General features: G+C 39.5%; 7 protein-coding genes and 3 pseudogenes. 1 reads left to right on the top strand and 9 read right to left on the bottom strand.

Translation table 11 applies throughout. From position 1 onward, the window contains the following. The first annotated feature begins 137 nt into the window (after positions 1-137). Positions 138-593, top strand: coding sequence for an ATP-binding protein (locus V7K49_RS18045; protein WP_335206699.1), 456 nt, complete (start codon positions 138-140; stop codon positions 591-593). Here the strand turns inward: V7K49_RS18045 and V7K49_RS18040 are convergent. The 9 genes and pseudogenes from V7K49_RS18040 to V7K49_RS18005 form a co-directional block, all read right to left on the bottom strand. Beyond that, positions 583-2,175, bottom strand: a pseudogene (locus V7K49_RS18040) (ATP-binding protein); the annotation flags it as partial. The gene V7K49_RS18045 and the pseudogene V7K49_RS18040 sit on opposite strands and share 11 nt — an antisense overlap. Positions 2,176-2,196: 21 nt before the next feature. Further along, positions 2,197-2,622 (bottom strand): annotated as a pseudogene (locus V7K49_RS34705) (PAS domain-containing protein); the annotation flags it as partial. 355 nt (positions 2,623-2,977) lie between these two features. Beyond that, on the bottom strand, positions 2,978-3,502 hold the full coding sequence (locus tag V7K49_RS18035) for a Rab family GTPase (protein WP_335206696.1): 525 nt from the start codon (positions 3,500-3,502) through the stop codon (positions 2,978-2,980). Positions 3,503-3,552: 50 nt separating this feature from the next. After that, positions 3,553-5,748 (bottom strand): OmpA family protein, encoded by a 2,196-nt coding sequence (locus V7K49_RS18030; RefSeq protein WP_335206694.1) that lies wholly within the window; start codon positions 5,746-5,748, stop codon positions 3,553-3,555. Positions 5,749-5,866: 118 nt separating this feature from the next. Continuing rightward, entirely contained in the window at positions 5,867-6,523 is a 657-nt protein-coding gene (locus V7K49_RS18025) for a hypothetical protein (RefSeq protein WP_335206693.1), read from the bottom strand. 261 nt (positions 6,524-6,784) lie between these two features. Then, entirely contained in the window at positions 6,785-11,482 is a 4,698-nt protein-coding gene (locus tag V7K49_RS18020) for a response regulator (protein WP_335206692.1), read from the bottom strand. Between the two features lie 22 nt (positions 11,483-11,504). Then, positions 11,505-12,974 carry a hypothetical protein gene (locus V7K49_RS18015; RefSeq protein ID WP_335206691.1) on the bottom strand — a complete coding sequence of 490 codons (1,470 nt, stop codon included), beginning with the start codon at positions 12,972-12,974 and terminating at the stop codon, positions 11,505-11,507. 621 nt (positions 12,975-13,595) lie between these two features. After that, entirely contained in the window at positions 13,596-14,315 is a 720-nt protein-coding gene (locus tag V7K49_RS18010) for a hypothetical protein (protein WP_335206690.1), read from the bottom strand. Then, positions 14,261-14,667: pseudogene (locus tag V7K49_RS18005) on the bottom strand (hypothetical protein); the annotation flags it as partial. The pseudogene V7K49_RS18005 and the gene V7K49_RS18010, both read right to left, overlap by 55 nt.

The following is a 14,667-nucleotide window of genomic DNA, read 5'->3' as shown; positions in this document are numbered from 1 at the left end:
TGAAAATGCTCTAAATTGGTTTAATCATTGTGGTCTGTTTGTTGAGCCTATTAGGTAGTTTTTATTGTGGCTGCTTTGAACGCAAACTGCTGTAATTAACGAATATGATGATTTTAAAATATTTTATTGGTTAAAAAGTGAAAAATAAAATTTATCTAAAAGTCAATACAGACCTGATAGCGTCGCCTCAAGTCCTGTCTTGGTTCGAGCAGATGAATCTACCACCTATTCCTGATAAACAAATTTGGTGGCAATGTCAAACACTGATGATAGAAGGCTTTACTAACATTGTTGAACATGCCCACAAAAATTTACCTATTGAAACTCCTATTGAGATGGAAGCTATACGATTAGATGAATATATAGAAATTCGCATTTGGTCTCAAGGTGAACCCTTTGACTTAGAGCAGCAATTGCGGAAAATATGTGAATTTGAAGAGAATGAGCAAGAGCGTGGCCGTGGTTTAAAAATCATGTCCGCCATTGCCGACAAATTGAGTTATGAGCCGACAGTAGATAATCGTTACTGTTTATTTATTAGTAAATATTACCAAAGTTGCAACGGCAGTCAGGAGTTAGGAGTTAAAAGCTAGGAGCCCTGATTAAAAATTCTTGGATGCTTTTAACAAATTCTTCTAACTCTGAGATTATGTTAGTAGTACCTCGACGCTCTTGGTTATAAGCTAGTTGTTCTAGTTTTTCTGCTGCTAGATGCATGGTTGTAGCTCCAACATTGGCACTAGCACCTTTAATTTGATGGATTTCTCGCGCTAGTTGCTCAAAATTGTCAGTAGCGATCGCTATTTTAATTATCTCAATACGAGGTTGAATATCTTCAACAAATAATTGTAGTAGTTCCAATTCAAATTCTGGGTTATTTTCTGAGAGTTGATGCAAGCGTTCCCAATTAATTAGGAGGTCAACTGAACCGACATCTATTGTAGAAACTGTCTGCTCCACGGCATCCATTTCTTTTGCCTTGAATATCACACTTGCCCAATGCTCTAATGTCGCCGCTAAATTTTCTTTCATCACCGGCTTGCTCAGATAGTCGTCCATTCCGGCATCTAGACACATTTGTTTGTCTTCTTTCATCGCATTAGCTGTCATCGCAATTATTACAGGACGACAACCACCGGCAAAGCTGCTTTCTTGCCAACGATGAATTTCTTTTGTAGTTTCCAAACCGTCGAGAACTGGCATTTGGCAATCCATCAGAATTAAATCGTAAGGAATTTTTTCTAATAGCTGCAACGCTTCTTTCCCATTACCAGCGACATCAGCACTGTAGCCCAAGCTTTTGAGTTGCTTCAAGGCTATTTTTTGATTCACCAGATTATCCTCAGTTAAGAGAATTCTTAATTTATGGGAGTCAGGTGATGGGGAAGAAGACATAGGGACGCTCTTAGGCGGGGACAACAACAATAACTCCTGACTCCTGACTTCTGACTCCTCTGGAATAATAGAAGCAGCAATCGTAAAGTAAAATGTACTACCTGCACTAAGCTCACTTTCAACCCAAATTTTGCCACCCATTAACTCGCACAGTTGCTTACAGATAGCAAGACCTAACCCAGTACCACCATACTGTCGAGTAATGGAGGAGTTAACTTGACTGAAGGCTTTAAATAAACGTTCAAGGCGATCGCGTGGAATTCCGATGCCTGTATCTTTAACGCTAAACTGAATCTCGTCAGTATTTGTAGAAGAATGATTAATATTGCTATTCTTGCGGGTTATTACTGAAACTTCTATACTTCCAGTTCCAGTAAATTTAATAGCATTACTAAGTAAATTAATCAAGATTTGGCGCAGTCGCGTAATATCACCCACAATCCTAGTAGGAACTTTAGGAGTATCTAAAAATGTGAGTTTTAAACCTTTTTCTCTAGCTTTAGGTGCAAGTAAATAAAGAACCTCATTAATGCAATTTCGTAAACCAAAAGGTTCCTCTTCTAGTTCCAAGTTCCCCGATTGTATTTTGGAGAAGTCAAGGAAATCGTTAATAATTTTGAGTAAGGAATTTCCACTGGTGTGAATGGTTTCAACAAAATCTTGCTGTTCGGCGGTCAATCCACTATCTAGTAATAAGCTGGCCATACCAGTTACTGATGCGATCGGAGTCCGAACCTCATGGCTAATCATCGCTAAAAATCCCTGTTTAGCAAGTTCTGCCTGCTTCCGTTCAGTCATATCTCGCAAAATGTAAACATAGCCTTGAAAATGTTCAATTTCTGTCTTCACTATTGAGTATGAAAAAGCTACTGGAATTGTTTTACCACTTTTGGTATAACAAACGGTTTCAACCTCTTTTTCTAAAGAATTTATATCTTGACTTTGTAGTAAATTGTTATTTTTAATATCCTTATTTATTAGCGGACAACTATTGATTTCTCTAATAACTTTTGTAATAGATTGACCCAGGAGTTCTACTTCGTCATATTCCAATAAAATTTGTGCAGCAAGATTTATTTTTTTTATCTTTCCTGATAGTGTTGTCACTAATAAAGCATCTGCTATTGATGTCACAATTTGGTCAATATATTGTTTAGAAGCCTTTAAATTACGTAATAAAAGATTTGCTTCATTTGCACCTTGAAACAAAGATTGCTCAAGAACCATCCGTTCTGTCGCATCTTCCACAAGAATAATTAGCGGATTACCAGAATGATCTTCTTGTATATTTTTAGTAATACGAATATCAATATATAAAGGAGAAACTACATCTTGTGAGCGCATAATTCCCTTTAATTCAAAATTATCTTGCTCTCCCTGCCGAATCGCATCAAAAACATCTTCAAGTCCCTCTAATTCTGGAAACACAATCCTAATATCCTCACCTTGTTTCACCTCATCAGGAATATCAGCAAAATGATTTAGTCCTAAAGACTTCTCCAGAATCTTGAAATTTTCATCAATTATCAAATATTCAATATGACATATAGATAATAGGTTTATCAACAATGAGTTCATCTTACTAAATTAAACGAGTGGCTAAAGTTTTAAATATTTCATCAACATTCTTGCCAGTTTTAGCTGAAGTTAAATAGGTGTCTAATACGTTATTTTGCTCACTGAATTGATACATTTGACGCATTTTTTCTAAATACTCGCCTGCAATCATATCTGATTTGTTCAGTGCAACAACAATATAGCTTTTAGGATTAACAGCTAAAAAACTTTGAATATGATCCTGGAGATGATTGAGTGTTTCTGGTTGTGTGACATCACCAACTATCACAGCACCTTTAGAACCTTGAAAATAGTTTTTAGCAACTGCCTTAAACTTATTACTGCCTTCAATATCCCAAATTATAAGCTGTAAAATTTGCCCATCATACAGGTCTTTTGTAGAAAACTCAACCGATTTACGAGAAATTTTTACTCCTACTGTCGAAAGATATTCATCACTAAATTGACACTCTACAAATTGGCGAATTAGACTAGTTTTACCAACACCAAAATCACCAAATAAGCAGATTTTTTTAGAAATTGTAGACATAGTTGAGGGAAAGTAGGTAGTATTTTATATGAATCAGAGCTATTTTAAACTTAAAGTTGCCTGTTTATCAGTTCTAGAACTACACAGCGGCTTAACCATAAGGGGTGAGTTACATCAATTCCTGGTGGTAAGTTTGTCTTACCAATTATCTGTAGACGAGATGGCTCAATACCTAATTTAATCAGTGCTTCTTGTACAGTCTTTGCTCGCATAAATGCCAATTTTAAAGATGTATTCTTACCAGTATGGTCATAACTATAACCAATGATTTTTAAATGCTGATTTGGGTGCTGATTGAGGAAAAACTTTACTTGTTGAACCTTGTACCCTAAATTCGCTCTCATCAAACTCGCTGAGTCAGGTTCAAAGTAAAATCGAACTTCAATCTGTGGGGATTGGACTCGCACTGCGCTAGATACAAATTTTACGCCTGGAACTGCTTCAAGTGCATGAGCAATAATTTGAGCATCTGCGATTCGGTTGACAGTACCTTCGACAGCTACTTTACCAGCAATGTATTGAGCAGAAATTGCTATATTGTCAGTCTGATTTAAAACTGCTGTGATTCGTTTGACTTCAGCAGCAGCTAATACAGGGTCTGCTGGTACTTCTACTAATAAAATTTGATTGTCAATCAACCAATTAGAGGAGGTTACTTTGACAATTTGCTCGGCTTTCTGACGAAGAAGTTGATTAGGTAATCGTCCTGTTAATTTTAATTTATCATGTTCAATCTGTACTGTAAGCCGATATACAGCTAGTTCTGGAACAGAAGTTAAAGCCAAGGAAGTTTGATTTTCAATAGAATGGATCACTCCAGTATGGTATCGCCAAAAGCCCAAAGGAATGAAAATAGTGCTGATAACTGTTAAGCATAATATCAGTAGTGGCGATAACTTTTTTTTCTTTTTCTGCTGAATATCTGTATCTTTAAGTTCTTCTAGAACTGTATGAACTTCAACAGGGATTGTATCTGGATCACCATCAAACTTTTCAATTAAATGACCATGTGTTTGAACAATTTTGCTGAATATTTGCCGCATTTGTAAAATAAAGTTTTTGCTTGGCTCTCCTTGCATAACGAGTGCTAAATAACAGTATCCTGCAACTTCTAAAATTATTTTAGATCTCCCATATTCGATTGCGTCTAATTCTGTCACATTTCCAGATTGATTGATGCAATCATTAGCAAAGCTACGAATTGCTGTCAGCATTCCTGCTACCATTTCAGCCTCTAACTGGTGTGCATCAGAGCGTTGAATATCTGAGATAACTAAACCAGATGCTTTATGTATCAAGAAAATAGCTTGAATTGTAAATGGTAAAGCTTCTTTAAAAATTAATTCTGCTTCAGAAACTCCCTGTAGCTTGGCACGAATTTTACGTTTTATTCCTTCAATACTTAGGGTTTCTTCAACTTGCTTGTTAATGGCACGGATGGTCTCTGCCATATATTTAGCTATGGTACTACCAATAATTGGGTAGAGTGCATCCACAACAATATTTTGTTCAATTTCAATTTGCTTTTTAATAGCTCGTCCGATTGCAGGAGCGATCGCATCTGAAACTTCCTCTGGAGCAATAATAATCTGCTGGGAAATAGCTAGGGGAATAGTAGGAGCGATCGCCGCACTCATGCTAATTTTATCTTGTTCAGTGCGACTGCGGATAGCCTGATCAATAATCGGAGCAATTATCTCTACAATTTCTTCTTTTGACTCTGTAATCTTTAGCCTTAAAAGCTCAGAAATACACGGGAGTAGTAGATTTATTAGCTCTTTAGGGTCATAAATTTGATCCTCTATTTTCGTAAAATTTTGCTCAAATTTTGCTACGATATTGTTGATTTCTGCTAATTCATATCCGACCAATATCTCCCGTAATTTTTGCAATGCATCTTCTGAGTTGTCTAACGTTTCCTCAAAAGTTGCAAAAATTTCAATAGATTTTTCTAATTCTTCTTGGGTAATTTGTGATGAATTAGATATATTTTGAGGAAAATTCCAAGCTGACTCTAAATAAGCTTCACATACTTCTAACGGCACTGGAGGAAGTTGCAGTAATTCAATTTCTTCAGTAATATACTCATGACTATTATCAGTTTCTGATGGTAATAAAGAAAAAGATTGCTCAGGTGATTCGATAATTTTCAGTTCGACAAGTAAATCCAATAATTTATCAAGCTGTACAGCTTTTTCTGGTTTTAACTCAAAAGATTGAGAAATCGAATTTTCCACCTGAGTCATATCAGTAAGTCTCGTCTTTAAAAGTGCTGAGAGACGCGATTAATCGCGTCTGTACAGGAGTTAGGAGTCAAGAATTATCTCCCTCATCCCCTTCATTTATCCTTGCCTTCTGACTTGATTAGGAATGTAATTCTGCGGTACTATTGGAGTGAGTTAACACTTTTGACAAGTTTGCAGTTTCTAGAAGCGGTACAGGAGTATAGTTGTCGCTGCCTTCATCGGCTGCTTCTCGTAATTTAGGAATGAATTCAGTTTCTTTCAGACGCATTCCCAAAGCAAACAAAGTTTCAGCCATATCGTCTTTAGAAACCTTAGTGTCTGTCAACTGTGAGAAGCGTCGGTCTATTTCTTCTAAAATCAGATCCCGTAACGCTGTAACATCATCTTGTAATTGGACTTTAGTTTGAAAAATTTCATCTCGAATCGAGGTAGTTTGGCTATCTAATGTGTCATCAAGCGACTGAACACTGTTAGAGAACTTTTTATTGAGTCTATCAACTTGTTGCCGTAAGTCAAGAGTTTCTTCTTGAGTTGTCAGGTTGAGTGACTTCAGCTTTTTCTCCACCGCCTCAAACCCTGCCTTTAGTTCAGCCGAAAAGTTTGACTTAAGTTGATCGACATGCGATCGCATCTGTTGTTGCAGGAGTGAGATATCTGACTCCTGCTTGTTAAATCGATTTTCGTACTCTCTTAGCTGTGTTCCCAAAATAATATCGCGGATCTGATCGATATTGCCAAGCCGTTCTCGGACATCGTCTCTACTTATCTGACTCATCAGGAAAACCTCACTTTTCGGGAATTAATTGGGGATAGGAGGTGATGCATTTAACTGATATTTAGGCTAAAAATTCTCAGCATAAGATGCAGTTAACTCACCGAACCTACTTTTAGTACATCAAAGTTATTATTCCCAGTTGTTCGCAAGTTCTATCATTCAAAATATGAAATGGGTAATGAAAAATGGAAAATAGGTATTATTCATGCTTACTCAGAAAAAGTTGTCACTTTTTATTTATTAATAAATATTATTAATTTTTTAGATTTCTGCGTTATTATCTTGACATTTCAAAAATTCTTGGATGCGTTTAACAAACTCTTCTAACTCTGAGATGAAGTTAGTAGTACCTCGACGCTCTTGGTTATAAGCTAGTTGTTCTAGTTTTTCTGCTGCCAGATGCATAGTTGTTGCTCCAACATTAGCACTAGCACCTTTGATTTGATGGGCTTCTCGCGCTATTTGACCAAAGTCATGAGCAGCGATCGCTATTCTTATTACCTCTAGGCGAGGTTGAATATCTTCAACAAATATTTGCAGTAGTTCCAATTCAAATTCTGGATTATTTTCCGAGAGTTGATGCAAACGTTCCCAATCAATTGGGAGGTCAACTAAACTGACATCTGTAGTAGAAATCTGCTCTGTGGCAGCTATTTCTTTTGCCTTGAATATCACACTTCCCCAATGCTGTAGCGCCGCAGCCAATTTTTGTTTAGTTACTGGCTTGCTCAGATAGTCGTCCATTCCGGCATCTAGACACATTTGTTGATCTTCTTTCATGGCATTAGCTGTCATCGCAATTACTACAGGACGACGACTGCTGGCAAAGCTGCTTTCTTGCCAACGATGAATTTCTTTTGTGGTTTCAAAACCGTCCAGAACTGGCATTTGGCAATCCATCAGAATTAAATCGTAGGGAATTTTTTCTAATAACTGCAAAACTTCTTTCCCATTACCAGCGACATCAGCACTGTAGCCCAGGCTTTGGAGTTGTTTCAAGGCAACTTTCTGATTCACCAGATTATCTTCAGCTAAGAGAATTCTAAGTTTGGGGGAGCCAGGAGAATGATAGTTGCTGTTATTTTCGTGATTTTTAAGTTTTAACTCCTGACTTCTGACTTCTGATTTCTCTTGTTCCATCTGGGTTCCTAAGATAGTCATGATGGTATCGAGGAGTCGGGACGGCTTAACAGGTTTGACCAAATAAGCCGCAAATCCTATTTTTAGCGCTCGTTGGATTTCATCTCTTTGATTAGTAGAGGTAAGCATAATCAAAGGTAGCCCAGCGATCGCTGAATTTGCCTTAATTTGCTCTCCCAAGGTCATCCCATCTATTTCTGGCATCTGCATATCAACCACAGCTATGTCATAGAGATTTTTTTGCTTGGCGGCTTCCTGAATAGCTTGGAGGGCAGTAGTAGCCGAAGCAGCCTGATCCACCAGCATTCCCCAACGAGTAGCTTGATGGTGGATGATTTTGCGATTAGTAGCATTATCATCCACCACCAACAAGCGCCGATTGAGCAAAAGTTCGCGTTCGCCGTTGGCGTTGGCGAAGCCATTGCTTTCTGAGGAAATAGGGTAAAGTTGCTTGGCGAGAGTTACTTCAAACCAAAATTTAGATCCTTTTGCTAACTGACTTTCTACGCCAATTTCTCCTCCCATCAAGCTTACCAGTTGCTTACAGATGGCTAATCCCAAACCTGTACCGCCATATTTGCGGGTAGTGGAAGCATCTACTTGGGTAAATGGCGTAAAGAGTTTGGATTGGTCTTCAGAGGTAATGCCAAGACCAGTATCTATAATGGCAAAATAAATGGTGGCTGTAGTAGAGGTTTGCGATCGCAATTCTGCTCGTAATATTACCTCTCCATTGCTGGTGAACTTGATCGCATTGCTGATCAGGTTCATCAGAATTTGCCGCAGGCGGCCAGCATCGCCTTGGAGGTTGATAGGGACGTTGGGATAAATCAACGCTGCTATTTCTAATCCCTTACTATGGGCTGGGGGAGCCAATAATTCCAACACCTCTTCTACACAGGTAGATAAGTTAAAATCTAGAGTTTCCAGTGCCATTTCCCCAGCCTCAAGTTTGGACAGATCCAAAATTTCGTTGATCAGGCTTAAAAGAGCGTCTCCACTAATGCGAATTGTTTCAATAAAATCCCGTTGCTCTGAGTTAAGGGGAGTTTCTAACATTAAGCCTGTCATGCCTAACACAGCATTCATCGGAGTCCGAATTTCATGGCTCATATTGGCTAAAAAGGCACTTTTGGTTTGAGAAGCTAATTCAGCTTGCTGACGGGCAATTTCGAGTTCTCGTCGCTGTTGAGTTTCTGCGTTTAACATTTGGGCTTGGGCTAAGGCAATACCTACTTGGTCAGCTATTTGCCGTAAAAGATGAGTTTCAAAGCTAGACCATTGGCGGGAACTGCTACACTGATGGACAATCAGCAAACCGCAAAGTTCTTCTTTGACAAGAATGGGTATGACCAAATTGGACTTGACCCCAAATTCTTGTAGTAATTTCATCTGGTTTTTTTGGACTTCAGCTATATCCAATTCAGCAAGCTCGATATCTCGTCTTTGACGATACTGCTGTAGATAGTACTGCTGTGTATATTCCGCTTGAAAGTAAGCATCAGTGAGCTTTTTCTCTTTAATTGCCAGCCACCCAGAAACTACTGCCTCAACTACAGTGGTTTCAGATCCATCTGCCAAAGGTTGATAAATCAAAACTCGATCGCTATGGATAATTTTCTGTACCTCCGTAACAGTGATTTGGAGAATTTCTTTGATTTGCAAAGACTGACGAATCTTGAGGGTGATTTCAGTAAATAATTGCGATCGCAAGTTTTGGCGTTGAAGTTCTTCTTCTGCCTGCTTGCGCTCAATAAACTGCCCTACTTGCTCACCAATCGAATTCATTACTGTTGCCAAATCCGGGTCATGTTGTTGAATCTCATGGCTAAAGCAGGTAATGACACCGATGATTTTTTTACCACTACGGATTGGAAAACCGAAAGCTCCGTGCAGTTCTACTTCAGCAGCGATTTGAGAACGCATGAAATTCTGCTCTTTAACGACATCAGCGATCCAAACAGGTTCAACACTAGCCCAGACACGACCAGGCAGCCCAATTCCTGGTGCAAACGTGATCTGCCGACTTAGGATGTCAAATTCTTGCATCTTTGAGGATATTTTATACCAGGAATTTAGGAAATACAGTAGATTTGCTCGTTGATCTACCATCCAAAATTCACTTAAATCCCATCCCAAACTTTCGCAGATTCCTTGCAGAATTTGGGGCATAGCTTCGTTGATTGTAGTTGACTCTGCTAAGACGCGGGTTGTAGCATACTCTGCTTTGAGATGCTGTTCAGCTAGTTTGCGTAAGCGCAGATCCTCGAATACATCGGTGATGTCAATACCTGTGGCGACAATGTATTCAACGTGGCCCTGATAGTCTTGCAAGGTAGTGTTAGCCCAGGCAATGAGCCGCCGACTGCCATCCTTAGCTACCCAATAGTTTTCGTACTCTTTAGGCCCTTCACCAGATCGTAACTGCTCAAAAACTGCTTTAACTTCCTCTACCTGTTCAGGAAGTAAAAACAGGTTCCAGAAATGCCTTCCTCTCACTTCATCAAATGAGTAACCAGTTGTTTGTTCACAAGCTTGATTGAAGCGAACGATTTGCCCTTGTGTGTCAATAACTATTACCAAAGCGCTGGCTGTATCAAGGACTGCTGAGATAAAGTTGCGTTCTTGGTTCAGTGTTTCCTCTGTTAATTTACGCTCTTTTACCTCACGAGAAATTAAGTAGTAAACTATACCCAAAATGACAAAACTTAGAAAAATAGCGAGCGCAAGTGTCAAAAGCGTCTTGTTAGCACTGGCTTTTGCACCTTGTGATTGCTGTTGGAGCAACCTTTTATCCTGATTCTCTATCTCATGTATGACCTTGCGGATATTATCCATGAGATATTTTCCCTGATTTGTCTGGATTACCTGCAACGCTGCGTCGAATCCCTGATTTTGACGCAGGTATATAGTCTTCTTGAGTATGGCAAGTTTTGCAGCTATCAGAGATTCAAGGGTTGCAAACTGCTGTTGTTGGCTAGGTTGATCTATGATTAGATCCTTCAGTTCTGCAATTTTTTGATCGATGTTTCCAACTACTGCTTGATAAGGTTCCAGATAACTTTCTTGTCCAGTCAGGATATAACCGCGTTGTCCAGTCTCAGCATCCTTCATATCCGACAGTAATTCTTCCAGTTTATTGATTTTCTCTTGGGTTCTCTGCACCTGATTTTTAGTATCAATCAATATACGTGTGTTTTGATAAGAAATCACACCAATCAAAACTAAAATTGCTGATGCTAACCCAAATCCTCCGGCTACTCTTTTAAAAAATTGTTTACGTCCCTTTTGTGCCTGTTTGCGTGTGTCACTCGCCAACACAAAACCTGCTAAGTTACGCCGCATTTCTAGTTGCTTGATTACCTGGCTACCGATAATTCGTAATGCTTCAACTTGTTCTGGAGAGAGTTCTCTTGGTACATGGTCAATTACACAAAGTGTTCCTAGTGCATATCCTTCAGGGTTAATCAGCGGTATACCAGCATAAAACCGAACATTCGGATCGGAGGTGACTAGCGGGTTTGTAGCAAACCTTTTGTCTTCGGTTGCATCAGGCACAACAAAAACTTCAGGTTGCATAATAGCATGGGCGCAGAATGCTACATCTCGCGGTGTTTCTAAGGCATCCAAACCAACTTTTGACTTGAACCACTGGCGATCGCTATCAACTAAACTGATTAAGGCAATGGGAGTTCCACAAATATAGGAGGCTAAACGGGTGAGGTCGTCAAAGGCAGCTTCCGAACGAGTATCGAGGATTTTATACTCCAAAAGAGATTCGATTCGCTGTATTTCGTTATCAGGTAATGGTGCTTTCATTCTTCAGCCTTATCAGTAACTCCTAAAATTTGACCCGCAACTGTCCTGTCAAGGAATTACCACTATAGGCACTTCCCCCGGTTTCTTGATTTCGGACATTACTAAAGCTATAGCCGAGGTCTAGCTCTATATTTGGTGAAACCTTTACGGTACAGCGCGTTTGATAGGTATTGGCATTGTCAAATTCTCCTTTAAGCCGTTGCCGTCCTAAATTGGCAGCGAGGCGACAGCGTAAGAAATTAGCAATATCTCCCTCCCAAGCCACCTCACCGTTATAAACTAGAAAATCTGGTGGGGAAAAATAGCCACTTGTGCGTTCTAAATCGCGATCGTAACTCCAAGTGAATAAGTTAGCCGCCAAAGAAAATTGTCCAAACTTGCGCTCTAATCTACTAAATGACTGCACCTCAGAATTCCCATCGTTGTAACTACCCAAACGCAATGACGAAAACAAGCTGGTATTACGGTCAATCTGCCAGTATAAATCAGGTCCAAATCGCCAAGCGGTAATTTGATTGTCTAAAGTTCGGGCATTGGATTTATAAGGTCCTTGTTCTAAATTACCTGATAGTATTACTGCCGATAGCAATCGACCTGATGACGAAACTCGCGGCGGTGAAATGGGAGCCTCCACCTTAGCATTGAGATTGATAGCTGTGGGTAAACGATTGAACACATCGACTCCGGCTGCTGTTTGTAGAGTCACTTGCCCAATTTTTCCTTGCCATCCAATTTGTAAGGGAAAATTGGTTACTGATTCAACGCCGTCTTGCTTAAAGAAGTTAAAACCTGTCTTGAAAAATATTTTATTGCCATTGCTCAATCGAAACTTAACCGTTGGTTCGAGGAAAAAATTAGTTTGGCCAAAGTTGTCTGTGTCATAGCGATAGTCCGTATCAATACTTTCCAAAACTGCATCCGGCGTTCTTGGTTCGGTGGAAGTTGGTGGTGGACTAGAATTCTGCGGTGGTTCGGGTAGCGGTGGTTCGGGTAGCGCTGGTGGTAATCGCAGTGAAGGATTGAAGTTTTCGGGTGCCGCCATCAAAATAGGTGTTGGCTTTAATTGATAGGGGAGCGGTATCGAAAATTGTAAATGACCGAAGTTCAGTTCACCCTTAGCAAAGTCAGGTGCTTTGGTGCGATCGCTCTTACTAGCTGGCCTTTGAGTAGGGGTACGCGGACTGGTTGGTGCAGTTCCTTGTAGAGAAGAGGTTGCGCTATCAGCCCAATCTGCCGCTCTGACTTCTCTGTGAATTCCAAGTTCTGAGTATTGCTCTGCTGAAGAAGGATTTACTATAGTAACTCGCTCGGTCAATTCTGAAAGTGATTTCCAGGTCTGATGTGCTTGGGCAGCTTGTAACTTAGCTTCTGATAATGTCAAAATACCTACGCTACAGATTACTCCTAATTGAATCTGTACGCATCCTAAAATCAACTCAGTGTATAAACTATATCGAGAAACAAAGAGATAACGTCTAAAACTATCTGCCATAAATCGATACTATAGTTGTAAATGAAAAACTTGCTGCCAAAGAGTTTTATGGCTGCTAGCTGATGTATTTGGCTTGGGATTATGATGCCCACAATATATGCCTGTTAACACATGCCAAAGGAAAAAGACGTTACTGAACCAAGGAATGATTAGTAAACAGAAGACTGCCCTAAGAGGATGTTTCAAAGGTATTATTGCTAACACCAAAAGCTCCCAAACCTAACCCCCTAGAACCGTTCCGCCAATTTTTACTAGGGAATGAGGGTTTCAAAGCCTCTCGACCTTTGCGGGAGAGGAATGGAAGTAGGATTTTTTGGTATACTTTTAGACTTTTTAAACGACCTCTAACTTCTGACCAAAAAGAAAAAGGTACAAGCCCACTTCGGCTACGTCAGTGCATCGCCTAAATTTATTTATGGAAAATAAAAAAATGTATTTCGGGACACGTAGTATAATAAATACTACGTCAGTTGACTCAGAGCAACTAAATTTTTGGACTTTGGACAAAAAGAAGATATTTAGCGAGTCACACTCGCGAACTAAAAACTACGCATCATAAATTACCCCAGTTATGTTTCCAACTGAGTCCAACTAAGTTAAACGGCTAAAGCCTAAAAAAATTTACGCAGTTTTTTGTTTATCAGGTGTTGATTTTGACTGCTTCTTGAGCACAGGATGCTTAGTGCGTTGCGTTTGAGCCTGACCTTGAACTCGACCGATTGAATTTCTCCGGGTTTTGGGAGAACGAGCGGGTGTACCAATCTCTGAAATAATTCTCGGAAAATCGCGTTGCACAGTACTAGGAGTCATGATTGTATCACTTTGAGGTTTTAAATAACGCTCCCAGGGTCTAGATAAGTGTGTTGCTAAATCTTTGGCTGCCCAGAGTTGTACGTAAACAAGCATTACTAAACGTATCCAATTTTCCTTGTGTTCAACATCTGGAGTTTGAAACTCCGTCATCAACAAACGCTGCTTGCTAAATCGCAACAGGTGTTCAATATCAAACCTTTGTCTATAGCAATGGTTTGCAACTGTAGGTGAGATTTCTCCACGTTGCTCACCTATGACAATTAACCACATTGGTTTCCAGAGAGATTGATTAGTATCATCAGTCACATTAATTCTGAGCAGAGTAAAAGGATGACGGTACATTTTTTGGTGCTTAGTTCCCCTGATCAACATTTGATGCCAAGCAAGTATGGTTATGTTTAAAAGACGACCCTTACGAGTTGTCTGCTGAATTTGTGTTGTTTCGTCAGGCTTGTGCCAAGTTTCGGCATCACCTAAATCAAATCGCTCACCGTATTTTTTCTTGCACCCAGGTTTTTTCTTTGACACCTCAACAAGTGGAGATTGGTAGAAAATCCGATTACTGCGTACTCTGGCACTACCAAGTTTTTGTGTTTGGACTGTTCAAAAAGAAATGAACGTTGGCTATAAGCAGTATCCCCCACCAATACGCACAATTTTTCATGCCAAGCAAGTGATGAATCGCACATTATTTCGGAGATTTGTTCACTACCCACATCAACACTAGTTTTATCAAGTGATACCCTTTCTCCTGATATTGGTATTGACCAAGGGGCTGCATTCGCAGTTTCTTTCTCTGGTAAGATAGAAAGTATAGAATAAGAATGAGCAATCTTAATAGGTTTATTACCTTTGATAGTATTTTGTTGGTAAATATACC

The organism is Nostoc sp. (assembly GCF_036919675.1).
Taxonomy (GTDB): domain Bacteria; phylum Cyanobacteriota; class Cyanobacteriia; order Cyanobacteriales; family Nostocaceae; genus Nostoc.
The sequence above is the reverse complement of the archived record's forward strand: the minus strand, read 5'-3'. Positions and strand labels throughout refer to the sequence as shown.

What these genes read in the sequence shown, in the direction of transcription:
- V7K49_RS18035 (WP_335206696.1), bottom strand. Translation starts at nt 3,502, where the DNA reads ATGTCTACAATTTCTAAAAAAATCTGCTTATTTGGTGATTTTGGTGTT.
- V7K49_RS18030 (WP_335206694.1), bottom strand. Translation starts at nt 5,748, where the DNA reads ATGACTCAGGTGGAAAATTCGATTTCTCAATCTTTTGAGTTAAAACCA.
- V7K49_RS18025 (WP_335206693.1), bottom strand. Translation starts at nt 6,523, where the DNA reads ATGAGTCAGATAAGTAGAGACGATGTCCGAGAACGGCTTGGCAATATC.
- V7K49_RS18020 (WP_335206692.1), bottom strand. Translation starts at nt 11,482, where the DNA reads ATGAAAGCACCATTACCTGATAACGAAATACAGCGAATCGAATCTCTT.
- V7K49_RS18015 (WP_335206691.1), bottom strand. Translation starts at nt 12,974, where the DNA reads ATGGCAGATAGTTTTAGACGTTATCTCTTTGTTTCTCGATATAGTTTA.